This is a genomic window from Pedobacter sp. N23S346, assembly GCF_048515415.1.
Lineage (GTDB): Bacteria > Bacteroidota > Bacteroidia > Sphingobacteriales > Sphingobacteriaceae > Pedobacter.
In genome coordinates, this window is sequence record NZ_JBLYEE010000013.1 from 94,499 (window position 1) to 116,024 (window position 21,526).

A 21,526-nucleotide genomic window follows, 5' to 3' on the forward strand; every position below is an offset into this window, starting at 1 on the left:
TAATTGCCAAATAAACACTACTTTTGTATTATATTAAAAAATAACAGGAGCTAAATGTCAGACGACAAACCAATCATTTTAATTAAAGCTATTAAGGAACTTAATATAGGCATGGGTACGGCCGTTGAGTTTTTAAACAAAAAGGGATTCTCTGCCGAGAAGAGCCCTATGTTTAAACTTACGGGAGACATGTATAGTGCCTTATTGAAAGAGTATCAGGGAGATAAGATCGTAAGAGAAGAAGCCAAGCAAATAGTGATTGGTAAAATACGTCGTGACGAGCCTGAGACTGAAAAACCAGTAGAAGCGCCGAAGAAGAATACCGATTTTGAGAAAAATGAAGAGGTTCTGATTAAGAATACTCAAACATCTACTCCTCCAGTGGAAAAACCTAAGGTTGTTGAAACCCCTAAGGTAGAAACTCCGGTACCAACTCCTGCGGCAGCAGCGCCAGTTGCACCTGCTAAGGCAGAAGATAAAGCTGAAGAAAGCGGATTACCTGGGGTGAAAATTGTAGGAAAGATCGATTTAAATGATCTTAACTCAAAAACACGTCCGGCTAAGAAAGAGGAAACTCCTGCTGCTCCGGCACCTACACCTGCGCCAGTTGCAAAAGTACCAGAGCCAGTGAAGCCTGTAGAACAACCAAAAGCTGAAGAAAAACCAGTGGAAGTTAAAAAGGAGGAAACTCCTGTTGCTCCGGCACCTACGCCAGCGCCTGTTGCAAAAGCACCAGAGCCAGTGAAACCTGTAGAACAACCTAAGGCTGAAGAAAAACCAGTAGAGGTGAAACCTGCAGAAGTTAAGCCAGCAACTAACGAACCTGAGGTAATGAAAGCCCGTACCGTTAAGTTAACTGGTCCGAATATTATTGGTAAAATTATTTTACCAACAACTCCGGATAGAAGAAACGGTCCTGTGGCATCATCTAGTGATAGTGAAGCTGCTAAACGTAAACGTAAACGTAAAAAAACTCCAGGAGCACCAGGACAGCCAGGTCAACATGGTGGTCAGGGTCAACAAGGACAAAATCCTCCAGGCCCGGGTCAGCCAGGTGCATCGGGTACTCCCCGTACGCCTTATCAAGGTAACAGACCGGGTGGTGGTACGCCATACCAGGGAAACAGACCAGCGGGACAAGGTGGAACACCATACCAGGGAAATAGAAATAACAACAGACCAGGAGGTGGTTTTCAAAATAGAAATGCTACACCAAGCGGACCTAAAGAAGAACCGACTGAGAAAGAAATTCAAGATCAGATCAAAGCAACACTTGCTCGTTTAAGTGGAGCTGGTAAATCTGGTAAATTTGCTCAACGTGCTAAATTACGCCGTCAGAAACGTGATGATGTTGCATTTAACGCAGAAGAGGCAGCAAATGAACTTGAATCTCAATCCAAAATATTAAAGGTAACTGAATTTGTTACGGCGAATGAGTTAGCAAGCATGATGGATGTACAGGTTACCAAAATTATCGGTACTTGTATGAGTCTTGGAATGTTTGTATCAATCAATCAACGTTTAGATGCAGAAACCTTAACCATTGTTGCTGATGAGTTTGGTTACGAAATTCAATTCGTTAAGCCAGATGAAGACGAAGAAAATGTAATCGAAGAAATAGATAACGAGGCAGATTTAATTGAAAGAGCTCCTGTTGTTACGATTATGGGTCACGTCGATCATGGTAAAACATCATTGCTGGATTATATCCGTAAAGCAAATGTGGTAGCTGGTGAGGCGGGTGGTATAACTCAGCATATTGGTGCTTATATGGTAACTACACCTTCAGGTAAAAAAGTAACTTTCTTAGATACGCCGGGTCACGAAGCCTTTACAGCGATGCGTGCACGTGGTGCTAAGGTTGCCGATATTGCAATTATTGTAGTAGCAGCGGATGATGCAGTGATGCCTCAAACAAAAGAAGCAATTAATCACGCACAGGCAGCAGGTGTACCATTGGTATTTGCTTTCACGAAAGTGGATAAGCCAGGTGCAAATGCAGATAAAGTACGTGAGCAGTTATCGGTAATGAATATTTTGGTTGAAGATTGGGGTGGAAAATATCAATCACAAGAAATCTCAAGCAAAAGCGGCTTAAACGTAGATTTACTTTTAGATAAAGTATTATTGGAAGCAGAGTTATTAGAACTTAAAGCTAATCCGAATAAGAGAGCAACAGGTTCTGTAATTGAATCTGCATTAGACAAAGGTCGTGGTATTGTAACTACGGTATTGGTTCAGGCTGGTACATTAAGAGTGGGAGATCCAATCTTAGCAGGTAGTTACAGCGGACGTGTAAAAGCATTAACCAACGAACGTGGACAAAAGGTTGAATCGGCTGGTCCATCGCAACCGGTACAGGTTTTGGGTATGCAAGGTGCACCGACAGCGGGTGACCGTTTCAATGCACTTGAAAGTGAAACTGAGGCACGTGATATTGCAAACAAACGGATGCAATTACAACGTGAGCAGGGATTACGTACGCAGAAACACATCACACTTGATGAGATCGGTCGTCGTTTGGCTATCGGTAACTTTAAAGAACTTAACATCATTGTTAAGGGTGACGTGGATGGTTCAATTGAAGCATTAGCCGATTCATTGTTGAAACTTTCGACTGAACAAATTCAAATCAATATCATTAGTAAAGGTGTTGGTCAGATTTCAGAGTCTGATGTATTGTTAGCATCTGCATCTGATGCGATTATCATCGGTTTCCAGGTTCGTCCATCAACTGGCGCACGTAAATTAGCTGAACAGGAGCAAATTGATATTCGTTTATATTCTATCATCTATGATGCAATCAACGAGATTAAATCAGCGATGGAAGGTATGTTGGATCCAGAGTTCGAAGAGAAAATTGTGGCTAACGTTGAAATTCGTGAGACTTTCAAAATTACTAAAGTGGGTACCATTGCAGGTTGTATGGTATTAGATGGTAAAATTACCCGTAACAGCAAGATCAGAATCGTTAGAGATGGTGTTGTAGTTTATACGGGTGAATTAGCATCATTAAAACGCTTTAAAGATGATGTAAAAGAAGTGTTAAAAGGCTACGAGTGTGGTTTAAACATTCAAAACTTTAATAACATCGAAGTGGGTGATATTGTAGAAGCTTACGAGCAGGTAGAAGTAGCAAGGAAACTATAAGTTTTCTAACCTATTATAAAATTTAAGTGACCCCAAAAGGGTCACTTTTTTTGTTTGTATAAATTTCAAAACTAAAAAGTAGCTGATAATTTTAAGTTTGAATAAGGCTTACATTAATGATGAATTAAAAATAAGCTTAATCATTAATAATATTGATGCCCTTTTTATTGTATTGGCATGATTTGATTTTTATTAAATTTTGAGTGCAGGATGATTTGATGGATAGGTACCTCGTATAGCTCTGCGATTTTCATCAACTGTGAAAGTGCAAAATCAACTTCATTGTTTTCCCATTTTCTATAAGCTACTCTGCTTATTCCTATGATGTTGGCTACGTATTGTTGCGTATATCGGCATTCATCTCTATACCTTCTCAAGGTATTTCCTATATCTAACATTTTGAGAACAGATAATTATTGTGTTTCTAAGGTTTTACAAATGTAGATATAATAAGTAAATATTGATAAGCATAACTTATCAATATTTACAATTTAAATGGCTTAATTTGTATCGGAAATATTGCATTAACGTCTTTTATTCATGTTGCTGTAATTGATTGATTATTTAAGAATTAAGATTTGAAAATTCACATTACAACAAAAGATTGGCAGGGGTGTAGAAATGCTATTCTATTTATTTTAATATTCTTCGCCTTTACAGGCTGTAAAAAGACGGAGATGCCAGATACCCAAGAGGAAATTGTTTCTCCAACTACAGGTACCCGATTCGAACTCACTTTAGATTCCATTTATTTATATGCTAAGCAGATTTATTTATGGAATGATGTTTTGCCCTCCTATCAGGATTTCGCTCCAAGGCAAAAGTATTCATCTGTTCATCCTGAAATAACTGCTTTTAAGAAAGAACTTTTTGATCTTTCACAGTTAAAATTAAATACTGAAACAGGGATTCCATATGAGGCATTAGGTTTCAATAATAATCCAAAATATTCCTATCTTCAGTCAGGAATATCCAAAAGTGGAACTTTGCAAGCGGGCTTTGTATTAAGCGAAGCAATTCCATTTAATGAGATCATACAATCTGCAGATAAAACTATTGGCTATATAGCGCTGAGTTCTTTTCCTCGCTTGAAAGATGCTCAACAAATGCTAATTAAAGCCTTTGAAGAGGTAGCGTTAGCAAAACCTAAATACTTGGTTTTAGATCTTAGATACAATGGAGGAGGATATGTGGAGACCGCAGAATACGTTGCGAATTTAATTGTGCCTAGTAAGTTAAATGGTAAAGTAATGTATTCTGAGCAATTCAATTCTACTCTTCAAGCTGGAGATGGTAAGATTTTAAGGCACCAGGCATATCTGGATGAATCGGGGAAAGCTGTTTTATATAAAGGTCGGGCAGCTACATTAGCAGATGTAGATTATTCAGAAAAGGGAAATACTTACTATTTTGATAAGAAAGGAAATTTGGAATCTGTAGAAGAAATATATGTGATTGTTTCAGGACAAACTGCTTCTGCAAGCGAGTTGATTATCAGTTGTCTTAAACCTTACTTCAACATCAAACTCGTAGGAGAGAAAACATACGGGAAACCAGTAGGTTTTTTTGGTGTGAATATAGATCAGTATACAGTTTATTTAAGTAGTTTTTTGATTAAGAATGCGCAAGGTTGGTCTGATTATTTTAACGGAATGGAACCTAATATTTCTGTAGCACTTCCAGCTAATCCAATTTTAGGTGATTCGGAGGAACCGTGTTTGAAAGCCATCATTTCTGCGATTAATGGTTCAGTAAAACTTGCATCCAAGGCAAAGTTAGCCGATATTTCAAAGGGTAAAGCACGCCAGCAATTGTCAATTATTAATGACAATGGTGGTGTTGGTATGATTGAAAGTAGATTAAGGTTAAAATAATAAGTAGTTTTAATAATACTTTATTTGACTTATTTGTTTTTTTTATAAATTGTAATATTTTTTTATATTGATAACTGCTAGTTGTCATCTGTTATTTTTTTCATGGGTAGTTTTGAAAAAAAATATTTATGAAAAAAAGTTACAAGTTAAAAATTGTTTGCATGCTGTGTATGTTTACAGTTGCGTTAGGTAGTTGCAAGAAAAATGAACTTACGGAAGAAAATGGACTGGCGGGGAATCATAAAAATTTAGCTATTCACGGTGATGGGAGATGGGATTTATTGGGGTATGGCTATGATATGACTGGTGAATTGTTTGCTTCAGCCAATGCATCAGATGCCGCAATTATTGATGTTGATAGATTTAATACAGATTATCCCAATAGAATAAATACACCCACAGATACTTACGGTTATTTCGCTACATATAGTGGTGCAACAGCTTCTGATTACATAAAAGAAATTAATACCAAAGAAACATATGGTTTAACCGTTAGTGCTGGAGAAAAAGAAAAAAACACATTTGGTTCTGGTAATTTTTCTAAAGCTAACGAAAATCAAAGTACTTATACTTATAATAGTAAATATTCTTATTCATCTTTTGAATCACGAGTAAGGATCAAAAGCATCAATTTTACTGATGATGCAACCCTTGATATATTAAGAAATTACTTAACCCCATTATTTATAGCCAATTTATCTAATTATAGTGCTGATGCATTGGTAGAAAGATATGGAACACATGTATTGTTAGGTCTAAGTATAGGAGGTCGATTAAAATACGAATATCGTGGATCAGTAATTAAAGAAACAACTGCAGAGAAAAAATTACGAGCTATAAAGGCAGGTTTTTCTATTGGCGTTGATAAAATATTTGGTATAAGCTTTAGTTCAGATGTTAGCAAAGATGAAAAAACGACTATATCAAATGAAACGACTGAGAAATCTTTTATTGGTACCTATTATGGAGGCACCAATTCAGGAACTTCATTTTCAAGTGATGCAGCTGGAAATACTTCGCAATCTGTAAATCTTGCCGGATGGCAACAAAGTATTACTGTAAACAACGCTACATTGGTGAATATTAACAAATCTGTTCCACTTTATGAATTCATTACAGATCCTATTAAGAAGGAACAAGTTAGGCTAGCTGTTGATAAGTATATCAGTGATAGACAGGTTAAAGAATTAGGTGAAGTACCAATCTATAGATATTTTAATTCTGCAAATGGGGATCATTTGTATTCTCAAGGGTCTCCGGCTCCTGGAGGTTACGTTGATGAAGGTATCGGCTTCTATGCATTTAAAAATGCTGATAATTTGAATACAGTTCCAATTTACAGGTATTATAGCCCGCAAACTGGCGATCATTTATTTTCAGAAGGTTCTCCAGCTCCAGCCGGTTATGTTTCAGAGGGTATTGGCTTCTATGCTTATAGTTCATCAGTAGCTAATTCTGTTCCCATTTACAGGTATTATAATCCAAATAACAATGACCACTATTTTTCTAAAGTAAATATTACTCCATCTGGATATGTTTCAGAAGGTATTGGATTTTATGCATTAAATTAAAAATAATTGATTTTCGCACTAAATTTTTGAAATTCGCTTATTTTAAATAAAAACAGATTTAAAATTTACTGTGTCCTAAAATTTACAGAGGATTAATTTTAAGTGGCAGCTAGATTATTCTAGCTGCTACTTTTCTGTTACCAGCTGCCGAGATTAAAGTTTAAAAAAGTATTAATAATAAATAAAGTAATGTAATTTTTTATGGTTATCATTTAGATTGATAATTTGAATTTGTCATCTGTAAAAAATAATTATGCATTATTATATGCCGTTAATATTAGGGTCAATACTCTTCATGGTTAGTTGTAAAAAAGATTTACACAAGCGAATGAACCATCTAAGGTTGTTGTTGTTACAAAATCTGTTAAGATTTTAAAAGTTCGAAAGTTTATTTCTATAATTTCAGAAGTTCCGTTTGATAAAGTAAAATTTAATTCAACTTCAAATCAATATGTTTTTGGAAGTAATCATTTTGAACGGGAAATGATTGAAAACCTTTATGATAAATCAAATATGTATCAATATGAGTATGAAAGTAAGTGGAATTAAAATGAAGAAGAGACTACTATTATCATTGCTATTTTTGATGAATTTAACAAAAAAGGCACTTGTAAGACCGTTGACTATCAAAATTTTAAATGGTTCTATGCTTTATGACAAGTTACCTGTTGTAGCTTCTATACCAACACCATTTACTGCCTCTCTTAATTTCTTTTCAATAGAATAGTCCGCCCCAAGATCAATTGAAGTAATATTATATCATCATGCACTTGATGGTACAGATACTCCAATAAATAATCCTATTACACTACCGTTGTTCGCTATGGGTGCTGCAAGGCTTTATCAAGGTAGCTTTAATTCATTCTACCAGCTGGATTTACAACTGGAAATATAAGGGTAAAATTTCGTGCTGAGGGTGAATCGAATGATAATTTTACTAATTTTTTCATGCCAATTATTCTTGTCCCATCTTCTGATATGATGCTCCTAACTCGTATGTTCAATCCTAAGGGAGGGCGGCATATAATTACTGCTTCAGTTAGAGAAAAACGTGATCTTCTAAAGATTGGATGGCAATCTGAAGGAGATTACGGACTTATTAAAGTTATACAAGAAGGGCCTTACGTGCCGCTTTATAGATTTTATAGATCTCGCGCGGATGATCATGTATTTCAACCTGATAACCAGACGGCTCCCCCAGGCTATGATTCAGAAGGAATCGCAGGATACGTTCTAACATCATTGACTAGTGGTGCGAAGGCAGTTTATAAATATTATAATACAAAAAGCAGCGACCGACTTTATACTAGCGATGCGGGTGAATTGACAGGAGTTAGAGATTGGCAATTTGAAGGAATTGCGTTTTATGTGCAATAATGGATTGTTGACATTTTTTCTACAAGAAATATATAATTTTAAAATGTTTCTGTAATATTTTACGTACATAAATGTTAAAAGAGCTTCAGCATAGTTTGAAGCTCTTTTTTTTTGAGATATTCGCCAACTTAATTATTAAAGTCAATGGATATTGAATTAAAGAATGAAGAGATAAAGAAAACTAAAAATTTTGATTTCGTCGATACTATTAGGTGTATTTCCATGATAGGAATAGTCCTTGAACATAGTCCTGCTGTTGGAAATGATATCTATTCCAATACATTCGACACATTTATTGGCGCATCATTTATTCAACTCTTTAAATTTAGTACAATTGCTTTCTTTTTAATCGGAGGCTTTTTAATAAATTATAAGTTTCAAGAATATAATTCTTTACAGTATTTAAAAAATAGATTTAAGAATACAATAAAGCCCTGGCTGTTTTGGGTTTTTGTATTTATGGTTCTTACGACTATAGATAGATATGTTGCTTACCGTAAAGGAGGAGAGGGGATGCTCGTTAATCATTTTTATCAGTATATATTGGAGCTTCTGAATCATGCACTATTCTATACAACTTACTGGTTTATATTGAATTTTCTAATTTGTATTACCATTCTATTAATATTCAAAAAGTTTTTATACAAGATTTGGTTTGGGGCAATTTTAGGATGTATCTCCGTTGTATATAGTATTAATATATATTACAATTGGTTTATAACATTGCATTCTGCTGCCTTATTTGGATTTATTTTTTTTCTATGGCTAGGTATTTATCTTAATAAATATTATGATAAGATTATTGTCTTTTTAAATAAAATTTCATGGTATACATTGCTATTAATAGGAATGATATCATTTGGGCTGGCTATTGCAGAGTCATTTCATTTATTGAATCTTGGCTCAAAAGATGCTTATAATACCTTGCGTATCTCAAATATTTTATATTCTTTCATCATTTTTGCAATGCTCCTCAAAATTGGAAATATACCAATTATACAAAAGAAGTTTCAACCTAGAAAAACAACATTTGGTATTTATTTAATCCATTATTTGTTAATTAGTAGGTTTCTACCACTCATATTTCAACCACTAAAATTGGATTACGAACATTTATCAATCTGGACAAATACTGGAATCCTTTTGATTAGATTTTTAATCACTTACTCTTTGAGTTTCCTCCTTACTTCTTTAATTTTAAAAACAAGACTAAAATGGGCCATCGGGCAGTAATCCTATAATGTTCTGTCTTTTGTAGTTCAATGCTTATGGGCTTTTTTTTTGATTTGAGAGAAAATTGTTATGGTTTGAATAGAAATGCAAAATAATATTTTAACATAAGTTGATACATTTGCCTTAAATTCGCAGATACAATATCTTAAATTTATATAGGATATTGGTAAAATAGCATGAAATTTAAATAAGTAGTTACTTTTACAATGGAGGAAATTAGTACTGCAATAACGCAGCCAGTAATTTTGCTAACAGGATGCATAAATCCTGAAGGAATGACTTTTACAAAGTTGACAAATCCTGAAATAAGAAGACTCCAATATATTGAAACCATTAACTTTTATCTAGACAACACAAATAACCTTATTGTATTTGTAGAAAATTCAGGAATTGATATATCCGAAACATTTCAACACTCAGCTCATAGAGCAAGACTAGAAGTTTTTACTTTCATTGGAAATAATTTTGATAAGCGTTTAGGGAAAGGGCATGGAGAAATGATAATTCTGCAACACGCTTTTCAACATTCTAGATTTATAAGCAGTAATAATAGTGTTTGTAAGATAACGGGCCGATATAAAGCTTTAAACATTAAGCCAATATTAAGAAGCTATGAAAAATATAAATGTAATGTTATGGTAGACTTAATTTGTCAATTAAAATATTCAGATTCTAGAATATTTATTGCTGATAAGACCTTTTTTACAGATTTCTTGTTTTCAACTACAGATTTGATTAATGATAGCGAAGGCTACTATTTAGAACATGCACTAAATAGAGCAGTATTATTTTCGATAATGGAAGGGAAATATTCATATTTACCCTTTAAATATAAACCTAGATTAAAAGGCCAGTCAGGTACAGATAATCTAAATTATGATTATTCTTTTTCTTACTGGTTTCCTCTTAACATTAAACAAATTATTCGGTTTAAAGTATTTTCAAGGAAATTAGAAATTAAATTTTCTAATTAATTAAATTTATAATCATCTGTTCATTCCATTTTATTCTTTTAAAATTGAAGGTATCTATTATAACAATTAATTATAACAACGTAAACGGTTTAGAAAAAACTATTGAATCTGTTATCAATCAAACCCATAATGATATTGAATATTTAGTTATTGATGGTGGATCTAATGATGGAAGCGTTGAGATCATTACGCAATATTCTGAGAGGATAAATTATTATATAAGTGAGAAAGATGGTGGTATTTATAATGCGATGAATAAGGGCATAAATAAATCAACTGGAGACTACCTTCTTTTTATCAATAGTGGGGATAGTCTTATTGATACAAATATCTTAGCCGAAATAATGAGTGAAAATAGGGTAGAAGATATAATTTATGGAAACCTATTACTTTATGATGCAGAAAAACAATGGACTTGGAACTCACCTGATAAATTAACATTTAGAGATTTTTATAATTCTACAATTCCCCATCCTAGTACCTTCATTAAACGCGAACTATTTAATAAAGTTGGGTTATATGATGAAACATTAAAAATTGTATCAGATTGGAAATTCTTTCTCTTAGCATTTACTAGGTATAGTGCAAGCTATGTGCACGTAAATAAAATAATTACTGCATATAGCTATGATGGAATAAGCTCTCGAGAAGAAAATTTTAAGAAAATTGAACAAGAGAGGCATGAGGTATTAAGAAGTGAGTTTAATTTTATGGTAGATGATTATGTAGAGCTTGAAAAGCTTTCTTCAGAAATGAAAAGGATAAAAAAATTTTTAAAAATCAGAAAATTTTTCAAATCAATATTTAATAAGTAGTTCTGTTGTATTTTTCACACTTAACAGTAAACAATTTAAGGTAAAAGTCTCAATTTGAATTGAAGTAGCAATGAACGCATTATTTTTGGTGTTTTTCTTTCTCAAAAATTGTAACATAAGCTTCTAATTCCCCAGTAATATTTGAAGATTAATTTATCCATTCTATTTTTAATGAAAAAAAGTATATTATTCATCACTCAACATTTAGGTAGAACCGGATCAGAAATGGTACTGTGGTATTTATTAAAAGATTTAGATCCTAATAAATATTCAATTACACTTTTTTGTAAAAGTAAAGGTGAGATGTTTGACTCTTTACCTTCTCACATCGAAAAACATATTCTTTATAAATACCACCCTAACAAGTGGTGGCGCCTTTACAGAAAGCTTATTAAATTTTTTGGTATAAATCCAATACAACATCAATTAAATATTATTCAGCAAAAAAGTAGTGCTGATATTTGGTTTGTAAATACAGTTGCTTTCCCTGAAATATTTGAAGTTGATAAACCAAAGAATATAAAATTCTTTACATACGTTCACGAACTATTATATGCTTTTAGCGAGATTAAGCGTAGTACACTCGAAAAGGCTATTGCTTATTCTGATGTTTGCATTGGCTGTTCTGATGTTGTTTGTAATGCATTATTGCCAATACATCACTTTGTGGAAAAGCAATATAGCTTTATAGATACAGATACGATAAAAGTTGACCAAAAAGTTGTAGATAAGCTAAAAGAATTGCATGATGTTTTACCGACAGATTTTATATGGGTTGTTTCTGGGGGAACAAAATATATGAAAGGATTCGATTTGGTATTGCCTATCTTAGATCGATTCAGCAATCGAAATATTAAGATATTATGGCTGGGTAGTGAGGTTAAAAATGGGTTGACCTATTACGTAAAACACATTGCAGGTAAAAAGTACCCTGGAAGACTAATATGTATTGGTGCTGAGTCTGACAATTATTATAACTATATGGCTATAGCAAATGGCTTTTTACTGTTGTCAAGAGAAGAAACTTTTTCCTTAGTGATGTTGGAAGCGGCATATCTTCAAATCCCAATTATGGCTTTTAATGTTGGTATTGCTGCTGATTTTGTTAAAGAGGAAATGGGCTTTGTAGCTTATAATAATACATTGGCTGAAGTAATTGATGGCATGGAGAAAATCCATCAGAATACACCCATTAATAAAGAAAAGTTAAAGAGGGAGGCTATGAAATTTAGTAAGGATCAACAATTACCTATGTTTGAGCAACTTTTGGAAAGGATAATTTAAAGACGTGGTTTTTTTTCAGCAAATCGATTAAATGTCAAATCTTAGATTTAAAAAACTTACTTTTTAAATTTTTAAAAAAAGATTTTTTTTGCGTGTTGTTTTTGCTTGTATAATAATTTTGCCTATTGATATAAAATTCATATTCATTTTGTTTTAAAGCTGTATGATACTGTGCTAATATCTGTTTTAAATCAGGACGTACTTCTGCAGTAAATAGAGACCACTTAGAAATTTCTATCGGATTGTTGTAATCCCAGCCGCTATAATGATAAAAACAAAGTGGTGTAGTTTCATTTACTAAAAATGTTCCATCTTTCTCTGAAATTTGTCGCTCATGTAAATTCCAGTAAGCTACATTTAAACCCGCATTAGTTTCTATAAAAACATTTTTGAAATATAGGGGAACAAGATTTAACCATAACTGTTCTCCATAAAATCCTCTTTTAAAATCGTATATACATTCTTTAACAGATCGCTCTCTTAACCAATCGATGTAGCTGTCAGTTTCTGGTGATTTGTTCAGTTTAAAAAAACCACCATTATATAGCCCGGCATTCAATACTTCTAACTCCTGACGCTTCATATCAATATTTGGTGGATGTGTAAAATGAGGGCTTATTACAATTGCACTGCTATTAACTGTAGTATCAGGCAGTTTTCCAAAAAAGTAAGTATCCGAATCACAAAAAATAACCTGATCAATATGTTTTTGATTTAAGAAATGTCTTGCAAAGAGTACCTTCGAGCAGTTTGCTAACTGCATAGGATTGTAATTTTGAGTAATGAAATCAAACTCTTCAATACCTAACTCATGTAGTTGAAGAATTGGATATTTTTGCATCAGATTATTTGTGGTAATTTCGTCATCGCTTAGATAATCAGCAAGACAGATGCAGAACTCAAATTCTGGATGATATTGTTTAGCCGAATCTAGTAATGACACAGCGAATGGCAAATAATTAGTGGTAACTACCGTAAAAAATAAGGTCATTTCAAAAATAGTTTATCAAGATTCTTATAGCAATGTTCCTTTTCATAATTGAGGTTAAAAGCAGCCAATGCATTTTCTGCTTGTTTTTTATATTCCGATTCGTCTGTTAACAGTTTCATAATGTTATTCCCAAATTCGACGGAGTCATCACTAACCAAACAGCCATTATTTGTTTTGTCTATCAACCCATCTACACCTCTGGTATTACAAACTATTGGTAAGCCATAAGATAGGGCTTCTACAACTTTTATCTTGGTTCCGGTACCCGTTAGCATAGGGCATAATGCTACCTTAGCCTTTTGATAATAGGTTGATAAATCTTCAGCAAAGTTTATTGAAGTGATATTCGGTGCATTGATAGAAAGATGCTCGTTGATCTGCCCAATAACACATATTTGCACATTGGCTGGTAACAACGGATATACCTCCTTAAAAAACCAATTGGCAGCTTTTTGATTATGTATATTATCGCTTGCCACATAAATCAGATCCAACGATTTTTCTTTAACAGCATGAAAATTTTCAGGTTTATCCAGCATCATCGGAGCTAACACAACCTTGTTTTTACAGAATTGACTAAATATATACTGTTCTTCAACAGAGATGGCTAGAGCAATATCAAATAAAGAAATTCTTCTGATCTCTTCTTTAAAAGATTGACCAATATTATTTTTTTTTTGATGTTGAGCTGTTATAAAGTCGTGTGTGTCAATTATTTTTGTTGATTTTTTTGCTAAATGATTGTTTTCTACTAATGTAGCCCAACTGGCATAGTTAATGTAAATATAATCGTAATTGTTTTCTCTTAAAATTTTTTTGAAAGCCCTTTTAAATCTTAAAGTTACCAATTCAGGGAATTGAAGCGGAAAGAACCACGCCTTATTCTGGTAGAAAAAATTCGGTAGCTTATAAAAAAGGAGATAATAAAGTATATTTTTTTTAGAAGGTTTTTTTTTAATTACATAAGTATTATTAGCCAGGCCTGCTTGCTCAAATGCTTTAATGTCTGTCTCGTTCCAGCGTCCGGTGTAATACTCGCTTACAAAATCAATCTCAAAATTTCTTGATTTGAAATAACCTAACATACTTAAAGCCCTGGTTCTATTTCCCGCATTTTTTTTTAGCGGATTATCGGGCATGAAAAATAATATTCTCCTCATCTAAATATTTAGTCGCTAAAGGCCTGCATGTCAATTAAACGCCTATACAATCCATTTTTATTCATTAATTCATTATGGTTTCCGGTCTCTACTATGGTGCCTTTATCTATAACAACAATTTTATCGGCATGCTGTATCGTACTTAAACGATGGGCAATTACGATTGAGGTACGATTTTTCATTAAATTATTTAAGGCATCCTGAACTAATTTTTCAGATTCGGTATCTAATGCAGAAGTCGCTTCATCCAGTAACATAATCGGAGGATTTGCTAATACAGCCCTCGCAATACAAACACGCTGTTTCTGCCCTCCCGAGAGTTTATTTCCTCTGTCTCCAACAAAAGATTGATAACCATTTTCTGTATTTTCGATAAACTCGTGTGCATTCGCAATTTTTGCTGCGGTAACAACTTCTTCAATGGTGGCTTCTGGTTTGGCAAATGCAATGTTGTTAAAAATGGTATCATTAAATAGAAAAGATTCTTGATTAACTGTTCCCATTTGCGCCCTGATACTTTCTGCCGTAAGTTCTTTATAATCGTGGCCATCAATTTTGATCGTTCCGGATTTTGGATCATGAAAACGTGGAATCAGATCCATTAATGTACTTTTTCCGCCTCCGGAAGGGCCTACAAGTGCTACTGTTTGTCCTTTATCAATGTCAAAAGTTATAGAGTTGAGGATCTGTTTTTCTCCGTAGCTAAATGAAACATCATGAAAGGTGATTGCACTATTGAAATCATTAATTACTTCCGCATCGGGTTGATTAACCAATAATGGCTTGGTATCAATCAAATCTAAAACCCGCTCTCCTGCAGCAATACCGGAGTGAATTCCACTAAAAGAATCAGTTAATGCTTTTGCTGGACGCATTACTTGAGAAAAAATAGCAATGTAGGCTATAAAGTCGGCAGCTGCGAGTGCATTTTTATCATTATGTAAAATTAAACTCCCGCCATACCAAACGATTATTGCAATCATTAAAACACCCAAAAATTCAGAAACAGGAGAACCTAATTGCTGTCTTCTTACCATCTTTCGGTTTAAATTTGAATAAAAGATATTTTCATTATTGAATTTGTCCTTAGTTCTTTCTGTTGCATTAAAAGCTTTAATAATTTTTATACCGCTTAAAGCCTCATCTAAAAATCCAATCATTTTTGCAAAGGATTCATGGGCTTCTTTTGCCTGTTGTTTTAGTCTTTTTACAATCTTACTAATGATAAAAGCTGAAATTGGGATTACTAAAAGTGAGAATAGTGTAAGTTTAGCCGAAATGTTAAATAACAAAACCACATAAACAATTAGCGTTACAGGTTCCTTAAAAACTACCTGTAATGTATTTGTAACGGTAAATTGTACAACCTGAACATCAGAAGCTACTTTTGAAATAATGTCTCCTTTGCGTTCATTACTAAAAAAACCAACATGCAAATTCATCACATTATCAAACACCCTCTTTCTAAAATTTAGTAAGGTATGAACCCTCAAATCTTCCATATACCGTTGAGAGAAATATCTGAAAAGATTACTTAGTAGAACAGATATTACGATGACAATGCAAACATAAAATAAAGTCTTTTCTATAGAGTATTTGGCTATAGAATCTGTAACCAATTCTCGGAGTTCGCGAAGTAAGCTAAATGATTCAGTGGCTTTATCTGTAAGTGTTGGACTTTTAGCTACGGGTTTATTTGCATTTAATAACGTTTCAAACAGTGGTGAAAGTAGTGCCAGATTAAGTGTGCCAAAAAGGATAGATAATAGCGTTGCAATCACATAAGGAATAGCGAACTTTTCTATAGGCTTAGCAAAAGATAATAAACGAAAATAAGTTTTCATTCTATGTAAAATGGAATATGTAAAATTTGATGTGCCTAAAAAGCAGAACAAAAAAAGTCAAAATAAAACTTGGCAAATGTACGGTTTTTCACTTATATCAATAAGATCATGGTAATCTTATGTGATGAGTCTTGATTTATGATTTAACTATAATTTGATAGATGGTATAAAGATTATAATAAATGCAATATACATACTTGTTAACTTCTCATTATTGTTCTTCAAGACATTTTTGATATAGGTCTAAATACTGTGCAGCTGCTATTCCCCATGAAAATTTTTCGGCTTGAGCAATTGCTTTTTTATCATGATTGTTTTGAATAAAATCAATCATTCCTTTTTCAAAGATTTCCTGCATATGTTCTGGTTCGAAGCTATTAAAGTAATATGCTGCATCGCCACCTACTTCTGGTAAAGATGTGAATTTTGAGAGAAATACTGGTTTACCGAAATGTAAGGCTTCTATAACAGGTAATCCAAAACCTTCAGCTATTGAGGGGAATAAAAAAGCACTACAATTTTTATAGTACCAAGCCTTATCTTCATCGCTAATCTGTCCGATGATGTGTACCCGATCTAAACAGTTGTATTTTTCAGCCTCTTCTAAAATTAGTTGTTTATGAGGCGTTTCTTTACCAGCTATTATTAATTCATAGTCATTATCTTTTAATAAAGCAGGCAATAAATGAAAGCCTTTTTGAACTGAAAGCAGACCAATGGTAAAAAGAAATTTCTTGGTTGGTTTAAATAAGGGCTGATGATTTTCTTCGGGAATTAATTTGTCAGCACCATTGTATATCACACTAATTTTATCTTCAGCTTCAGGGAAATAGTGTTTTACATCGTTTGCAACGAACTGAGAGATGCAAACTACTTTATCACATTGGGAGATAAGTTTACCCAGTTTTTTTAAGTAGGCTTGAATTCTGTGCGGTCTGCTAAATTTTAAATGAACTTTATTCATATCATGAATGGTCATTATCTTTTTAGCATTTACCTTACTGGGCCTCAACCTACAAGTTTGATCAGATAGGTGAACAACCTCAAATTCATTTTTTTTTCTGAAAAACAGTCGGTCAAGTTTGGAAAGATATAAAATATCAACTAGACCATTGAAAAGGTATTGAGTCTGCTTAAATAAATAAAAATTTAATTTAAATTTTCCTTTATTTTGTTGAATCAATGCATCACCAAGTCCTTTTCCAAAAGAGAAATAGCCACAATTGGCATCTTTCATAGAATCAAAAGTTACTAGAACTGAAGGTTTTCTCATTAATAATATATTTTCTGTTTAAAAAATTGAGTAAGTATAGCAAGCTAATTTTCTCATTTACTTCACAATTTTGTAGTTACGATATTCAAAAAGACGCAAACCGGTTAAATCTTCAATTTTCTGTAGTAGCTTTCTTCTGAAATTCATTTTGGGAGTCTCTTTAGTTAAATCCTTTTCGAATTTCCAGTTTGCAGCTGCAATTCTTTGTTCCATCACTTTAGGGTGAGTACCTTTAAAATGCACTAACCGATCTGCATTGTGCATATCAAACGTTTCCTGAACAGGATAATTTTCTTCAATCCATTTTTCCGTTTGGTAAAACTGATTGAAGTTTCGAACTTTTCCCTGTAGACCCTTTGGCGGTTTCACCCAGCCATAATGATAAATATAGGCATCAATCAATTTAACTTTCAGCTTACGGTCATCAATTCTGAAACCCTGTGCATCCCGATAGGAGTGAACGCCTGGCAAATTTTTTAAAATTCTAACTTCCCTTCGGTACCAGCGCCTTGATTCGGCCAGGTAATCGTATGAAGCATAAAAGTGTTTGTATTTTAAAAGGAGTGCTTCAACATCATTGTTGTTTAGCGCTAACTCCATTTCTTTTTTAATTAACGGAAGATAGTCTTCATGAATGGCTTCATCTCCCTGAATATAAATCATCCAGTCCGTATCTTTTGAGATGGCAGCAATGGCTTTATTGGTTTCATCAGCAAAAACACGCCCGCCCTCGCGAATGGATTCATCCCAAATGGTATCAATAATGCGGATTTTTTTAGGGTCAATGCTTTTAACCAACTCTGCAGTTTCATCGGTAGAATTTCCGAGCGCAACTACAAAATCGTCGCATAAAGGAAGGACAGAAAGTATAGCCTCCTTTGCCGGATAATCGTTTATAATTGCATTTCTTAAAAAGGTAAACCCGGTAACTTTCATCTTTTTAAATGTGTTTTTAGCGGTGATGAAGCTATCATGATTTGTTAATAAGTTCCTTTTGGGTCTTGGTAAATCCTGATGGTTTCATCCAGTCTTTATTGTTTTGCGCTTTGTGGCGTATAATTTTGTTAATTTGTACAAAGATAGTTTTATTGATGAATACCCCTCTATCCATTTTAGACGAAGTTAAGCAAGGTAATTATAGGGTTTTGGCCAGGACATTAACCCTTGTTGAAAACGATATTTCGCCTGCAGATTCCATTCTGAAAAATTTGGATAGTCGCTCAGGTACACCTGTGATTGGCATTACTGGTCCTCCTGGTGCCGGAAAAAGTACATTAGTTAATGCCATCACAAATTTTTTTACGCACCAAAATAAACGGATTGCCATTTTAGCAATTGATCCAACTTCACCTTTTAATTTTGGCTCATTGCTCGGCGACCGGATAAGAATGGCCGGACAATTTAATAATCCGAATGTTTTCATTCGTTCTTTGGCAACGAGAGGCGCTTTAGGAGGTGTTTCTGCCAAAACTATAGAAATGGTTGATGTATTGAAAGCATCTAACTTCGATTTAATTTTTATCGAAACGGTTGGAGTGGGGCAGTCTGAAGTGGAGATAGCAGGCTTAGCAGATAAAACGATTGTGGTTTTGGTTCCTGAATCGGGAGATGAAGTTCAAAATATAAAATCCGGATTAATGGAAATTGCCGATTGCTTCGTAGTTAATAAAGCCGATCGGGATGGAGCAGATACTTTTGCGAATAACTTGAAAAAGATCGTGCATCAAGGGCTGAAATCAATTCCGATTTTAAAAACGGTAGCTGATAAAGATTCTGGGTTGGATGAACTGTGTGATTGGATCGCAAAGCCGATTGTTAATAGCCATCAACGGAAGGAGTTTCTTTTTGCCGAAAAAGCATGGAAGATTATTCAGCATCAAAAAATGCAGGCAATTGATAAGAATAAGTTGAGGGCAGGTATTCAGGAAGCCTTGATACAGAAAGATTTTAATATTTATCGCTTCGCGGAAGAATTTGCTTCTACATTATGATGCTATAACCTGTATGCGAAGATTGTTTTCCTAGTATATTTATAATTTTCGATTGAACCCTATATAAACTCAGATGATGGTTTTAAGATGAAAAACGACGTTAAAACAAAGTTTTGATTCAGAATAACAAGCAAATTTGGAAGGATTTCGAATATTAATAATTTTATTTTTAGTAAAAATGTAGCTTAAAAGCCAGTGAGACAGTGTATTTAGCTGATATTTAACTTTTATTAAATAAAAAATTGATTTATAGGTATTTAACCATTATCTTTGGTCAAAATTAAAATACAATATAATGCAACAAGGAACAGTAAAATTTTTTAATGAAACTAAAGGTTTCGGATTTATCACTCCATCTAATGGCGATGCCGAAATTTTTGTTCATGCTTCAGGCTTAATCGACAACATTCGCGAGAATGATACCGTAAACTACGATGTAGAAGAAGGTAGAAAAGGCCTTAACGCGGTAAATGTAAAAGTAGCTTAAGAAAACTCGAACACATAAATCGTAAAAAGTCCCGATGCAAATCGGGACTTTTTTTGTGAAAAATATTTTGAATACTTATATCTTAATCTTCTAAAATTGTATAATATTCGTTAACAAAAGGTTTCAATGATTTTGTAATGCTGTCTGTAAAAAAGTTGATCCATATTCCTTGTGGCACATTTAATAATTTCATATAGTTAAAATCTGTGCTTCATGAATGGGTAAAAGATGTTCAAAAGTTTTAAGTTCCACAACGATGATATGATCTACCAATAAATCTACTCTTAACTCTGCATCAATTAATAAGTCGTCATATTCAACAGGGACCATTGCCTGCTTAATGACCTGATGTCCATCTTCTCTAATTCATAACTTAGGCATTTTTCATACAATTTTTTTTGAAACATTGAGTTTTAGCATACCAACTAAATAATTTTTAATCTTATTTCTTCTTAATGCCTTAATGTTTTAACCTTTTTATTACGCATGGCTATATCTCTCAATTTTTTGAACCATTAAGCCATTAAGATAAAGTTGGTAAGGTTTTGCGTTTGTATGAAAATTCTAAATCTTAATGTCCTTAATGTTTTATTACGCAAGACTTACCAATAATAAACGCTCGTATTCTCGATTCATTTTAGAAGACTCTTAAATTCAAATTATAGCAAATTCTTTCAATTTCTTTCGTTTCTGACTTAGAATGTTTCTAAATAAATGTTTTATCGCCCTTTTGTCATAATCGTTTATAAATTAAACTCATAATTAGATACTTTTGCAAGAAATTTAGATATAAATCTTAATCAAATGAGTGGTTTCGGAAATGCTCTTTCTTCATCAATAGGAAAGAAATTCATTATGGGTATTACAGGTATATTCCTGATACTCTTTTTAATTGTACACTGCGGTATTAACGCATTAATTTTTATTAACGATGGCGGTTTAACCTTCAATGTTGGAGCCCACTTTATGGCAACCAACTGGATCATCAGAGCTGGTGAAATTGTATTATTTATCGGTTTATTAGCTCATATTTTTCAGGCGTTAAGACTAACGCTACAAAATCAAAAAGCAAGACCAGAAAAATATGCAGTTTATGATGGCAAGGCAAATAGTAAATGGTATAGCCGTTCTATGGGATTATTAGGTACACTATTGCTGATCTTCTTAGTGGTTCACTTGAAAGACTTTTGGGTAGTATCGCGTTTTACCGGAATCCCAACAGTTGATGCGAATGGGCATGAAGATTTGTATGCTGTGATGAAAGATAAGTTCCAAGACCCGGTACGTGTAATCGTTTATATTTTAGCTATGTTTTCTCTGTGCTACCACTTATTACATGGTTTCGCTTCGGCTTTCCAAACGATGGGTTGGAATCACTCCAAATATAACGGTATCATTAAAGGCGCAGGTGTTTGGTATTCGATCATCATTTCGATTCTATTTGCCTTAATGCCAATAGCAGTTTATACCGGTTTAATTAATTAGTTTTTAGCACAAAAGAG

The 21,526-nt window shown here is 33.5% G+C and carries 19 protein-coding genes; 12 read left to right on the plus strand and 7 right to left on the minus strand.

The window, feature by feature from the left end; genetic code table 11:
• Positions 1 to 54 precede the first annotated feature (54 nt).
• The gene (infB, locus tag ACN1CD_RS19820) at positions 55 to 3,150 is read left to right on the plus strand and encodes a translation initiation factor IF-2 (RefSeq protein ID WP_419132142.1); all 3,096 of its coding nucleotides are present in this window, start codon (positions 55 to 57) and stop codon (positions 3,148 to 3,150) included.
• Positions 3,151 to 3,314: 164 nt separating this feature from the next.
• On the opposite strand, the gene ACN1CD_RS19825 is transcribed toward infB, so the two are convergent.
• Positions 3,315 to 3,548, minus strand: a complete 234-nt coding sequence (locus ACN1CD_RS19825; protein ID WP_419132143.1) for a helix-turn-helix transcriptional regulator — start codon at positions 3,546 to 3,548, stop codon at positions 3,315 to 3,317.
• Positions 3,549 to 3,827: 279 nt separating this feature from the next.
• Between ACN1CD_RS19825 and ACN1CD_RS19830 the strand changes: the two genes are divergently transcribed.
• From ACN1CD_RS19830 to ACN1CD_RS19865, 8 genes are all read left to right on the plus strand, one after another.
• Positions 3,828 to 5,024: a S41 family peptidase gene (locus tag ACN1CD_RS19830; RefSeq protein WP_419132144.1), complete on the plus strand. Its 1,197-nt coding sequence runs from the start codon at positions 3,828 to 3,830 to the stop codon at positions 5,022 to 5,024.
• Positions 5,025 to 5,152: 128 nt separating this feature from the next.
• Entirely contained in the window at positions 5,153 to 6,595 is a 1,443-nt protein-coding gene (locus ACN1CD_RS19835) for an MAC/perforin domain-containing protein (RefSeq protein WP_419132145.1), read from the plus strand.
• 523 nt (positions 6,596 to 7,118) lie between these two features.
• Positions 7,119 to 7,322, plus strand: coding sequence for a hypothetical protein (locus tag ACN1CD_RS19840; RefSeq protein WP_419132146.1), 204 nt, complete (start codon positions 7,119 to 7,121; stop codon positions 7,320 to 7,322).
• A 221-nt stretch (positions 7,323 to 7,543) separates the two neighbouring features.
• The gene (locus tag ACN1CD_RS19845; protein ID WP_419132147.1) at positions 7,544 to 7,972 is read left to right on the plus strand and encodes a hypothetical protein; all 429 of its coding nucleotides are present in this window, start codon (positions 7,544 to 7,546) and stop codon (positions 7,970 to 7,972) included.
• Between the two features lie 144 nt (positions 7,973 to 8,116).
• Positions 8,117 to 9,205 (plus strand): acyltransferase family protein, encoded by a 1,089-nt coding sequence (locus ACN1CD_RS19850; protein ID WP_419132148.1) that lies wholly within the window; start codon positions 8,117 to 8,119, stop codon positions 9,203 to 9,205.
• Positions 9,206 to 9,411: 206 nt separating this feature from the next.
• Positions 9,412 to 10,179, plus strand: coding sequence for a hypothetical protein (locus ACN1CD_RS19855; protein ID WP_419132149.1), 768 nt, complete (start codon positions 9,412 to 9,414; stop codon positions 10,177 to 10,179).
• Between the two features lie 44 nt (positions 10,180 to 10,223).
• Positions 10,224 to 10,994 (plus strand): glycosyltransferase family 2 protein, encoded by a 771-nt coding sequence (locus ACN1CD_RS19860; protein ID WP_419132150.1) that lies wholly within the window; start codon positions 10,224 to 10,226, stop codon positions 10,992 to 10,994.
• Between the two features lie 171 nt (positions 10,995 to 11,165).
• Entirely contained in the window at positions 11,166 to 12,278 is a 1,113-nt protein-coding gene (locus tag ACN1CD_RS19865) for a glycosyltransferase (protein ID WP_419132151.1), read from the plus strand.
• Positions 12,279 to 12,312: 34 nt separating this feature from the next.
• Here the strand turns inward: ACN1CD_RS19865 and ACN1CD_RS19870 are convergent, their stop codons facing one another.
• The 5 genes from ACN1CD_RS19870 to ACN1CD_RS19890 form a co-directional block, all read right to left on the minus strand.
• Positions 12,313 to 13,269: a hypothetical protein gene (locus ACN1CD_RS19870; RefSeq protein ID WP_419132152.1), complete on the minus strand. Its 957-nt coding sequence runs from the start codon at positions 13,267 to 13,269 to the stop codon at positions 12,313 to 12,315.
• On the minus strand, positions 13,266 to 14,117 hold the full coding sequence (locus ACN1CD_RS19875) for a glycosyltransferase (protein WP_419132153.1): 852 nt from the start codon (positions 14,115 to 14,117) through the stop codon (positions 13,266 to 13,268). The genes ACN1CD_RS19870 and ACN1CD_RS19875 overlap by 4 nt, the downstream gene beginning before the upstream one ends.
• 320 nt (positions 14,118 to 14,437) lie before the next feature.
• Positions 14,438 to 16,273, minus strand: a complete 1,836-nt coding sequence (locus tag ACN1CD_RS19880) for an ABC transporter ATP-binding protein (protein ID WP_419132155.1) — start codon at positions 16,271 to 16,273, stop codon at positions 14,438 to 14,440.
• Positions 16,274 to 16,484: 211 nt separating this feature from the next.
• Positions 16,485 to 17,546, minus strand: coding sequence for a glycosyltransferase family 4 protein (locus tag ACN1CD_RS19885; protein WP_419132156.1), 1,062 nt, complete (start codon positions 17,544 to 17,546; stop codon positions 16,485 to 16,487).
• Between the two features lie 57 nt (positions 17,547 to 17,603).
• Complete coding sequence (locus tag ACN1CD_RS19890) at positions 17,604 to 18,482, minus strand: glycosyltransferase family 2 protein (protein ID WP_419132157.1); 879 nt, start codon at positions 18,480 to 18,482, stop codon at positions 17,604 to 17,606.
• Between the two features lie 155 nt (positions 18,483 to 18,637).
• Between ACN1CD_RS19890 and meaB the strand changes: the two genes are divergently transcribed.
• A complete protein-coding gene (gene meaB, locus ACN1CD_RS19895) occupies positions 18,638 to 19,537 on the plus strand; it encodes a methylmalonyl Co-A mutase-associated GTPase MeaB (RefSeq protein ID WP_419132158.1) in 900 nt (299 codons plus the stop codon).
• A 295-nt stretch (positions 19,538 to 19,832) separates the two neighbouring features.
• Positions 19,833 to 20,024, plus strand: coding sequence for a cold-shock protein (locus tag ACN1CD_RS19900; RefSeq protein WP_010599638.1), 192 nt, complete (start codon positions 19,833 to 19,835; stop codon positions 20,022 to 20,024).
• Positions 20,025 to 20,213: 189 nt separating this feature from the next.
• Here ACN1CD_RS19900 and ACN1CD_RS19905 read toward each other — a convergent pair whose 3' ends face one another.
• Positions 20,214 to 20,390, minus strand: coding sequence for a GxxExxY protein (locus tag ACN1CD_RS19905; protein ID WP_419132202.1), 177 nt, complete (start codon positions 20,388 to 20,390; stop codon positions 20,214 to 20,216).
• 438 nt (positions 20,391 to 20,828) lie between these two features.
• On the opposite strand from ACN1CD_RS19905, the gene ACN1CD_RS19910 reads away from it, so the two are divergent.
• Positions 20,829 to 21,509, plus strand: a complete 681-nt coding sequence (locus ACN1CD_RS19910) for a succinate dehydrogenase cytochrome b subunit (protein ID WP_419132160.1) — start codon at positions 20,829 to 20,831, stop codon at positions 21,507 to 21,509.
• Positions 21,510 to 21,526: the final 17 nt, after the last annotated feature.

Bases quoted from the DNA above. Each gene is read 5' to 3' on its own strand.
- ACN1CD_RS19840 (WP_419132146.1), top strand. From the start codon at position 7,119: ATGAGTATGAAAGTAAGTGGAATTAAAATGAAGAAGAGACTACTATTA.
- ACN1CD_RS19865 (WP_419132151.1), top strand. From the start codon at position 11,166: ATGAAAAAAAGTATATTATTCATCACTCAACATTTAGGTAGAACCGGA.
- ACN1CD_RS19870 (WP_419132152.1), bottom strand. From the start codon at position 13,269: ATGACCTTATTTTTTACGGTAGTTACCACTAATTATTTGCCATTCGCT.
- meaB (WP_419132158.1), top strand. From the start codon at position 18,638: ATGAATACCCCTCTATCCATTTTAGACGAAGTTAAGCAAGGTAATTAT.
- ACN1CD_RS19835 (WP_419132145.1), top strand. From the start codon at position 5,153: ATGAAAAAAAGTTACAAGTTAAAAATTGTTTGCATGCTGTGTATGTTT.
- ACN1CD_RS19855 (WP_419132149.1), top strand. From the start codon at position 9,412: ATGGAGGAAATTAGTACTGCAATAACGCAGCCAGTAATTTTGCTAACA.
- ACN1CD_RS19830 (WP_419132144.1), top strand. From the start codon at position 3,828: ATGCCAGATACCCAAGAGGAAATTGTTTCTCCAACTACAGGTACCCGA.
- ACN1CD_RS19885 (WP_419132156.1), bottom strand. From the start codon at position 17,546: ATGAGAAAACCTTCAGTTCTAGTAACTTTTGATTCTATGAAAGATGCC.
- ACN1CD_RS19900 (WP_010599638.1), top strand. From the start codon at position 19,833: ATGCAACAAGGAACAGTAAAATTTTTTAATGAAACTAAAGGTTTCGGA.
- ACN1CD_RS19845 (WP_419132147.1), top strand. From the start codon at position 7,544: ATGCCAATTATTCTTGTCCCATCTTCTGATATGATGCTCCTAACTCGT.
- ACN1CD_RS19910 (WP_419132160.1), top strand. From the start codon at position 20,829: ATGAGTGGTTTCGGAAATGCTCTTTCTTCATCAATAGGAAAGAAATTC.
- ACN1CD_RS19825 (WP_419132143.1), bottom strand. From the start codon at position 3,548: ATGTTAGATATAGGAAATACCTTGAGAAGGTATAGAGATGAATGCCGA.
- ACN1CD_RS19880 (WP_419132155.1), bottom strand. From the start codon at position 16,273: ATGAAAACTTATTTTCGTTTATTATCTTTTGCTAAGCCTATAGAAAAG.
- ACN1CD_RS19890 (WP_419132157.1), bottom strand. From the start codon at position 18,482: ATGAAAGTTACCGGGTTTACCTTTTTAAGAAATGCAATTATAAACGAT.
- ACN1CD_RS19850 (WP_419132148.1), top strand. From the start codon at position 8,117: ATGGATATTGAATTAAAGAATGAAGAGATAAAGAAAACTAAAAATTTT.
- infB (WP_419132142.1), top strand. From the start codon at position 55: ATGTCAGACGACAAACCAATCATTTTAATTAAAGCTATTAAGGAACTT.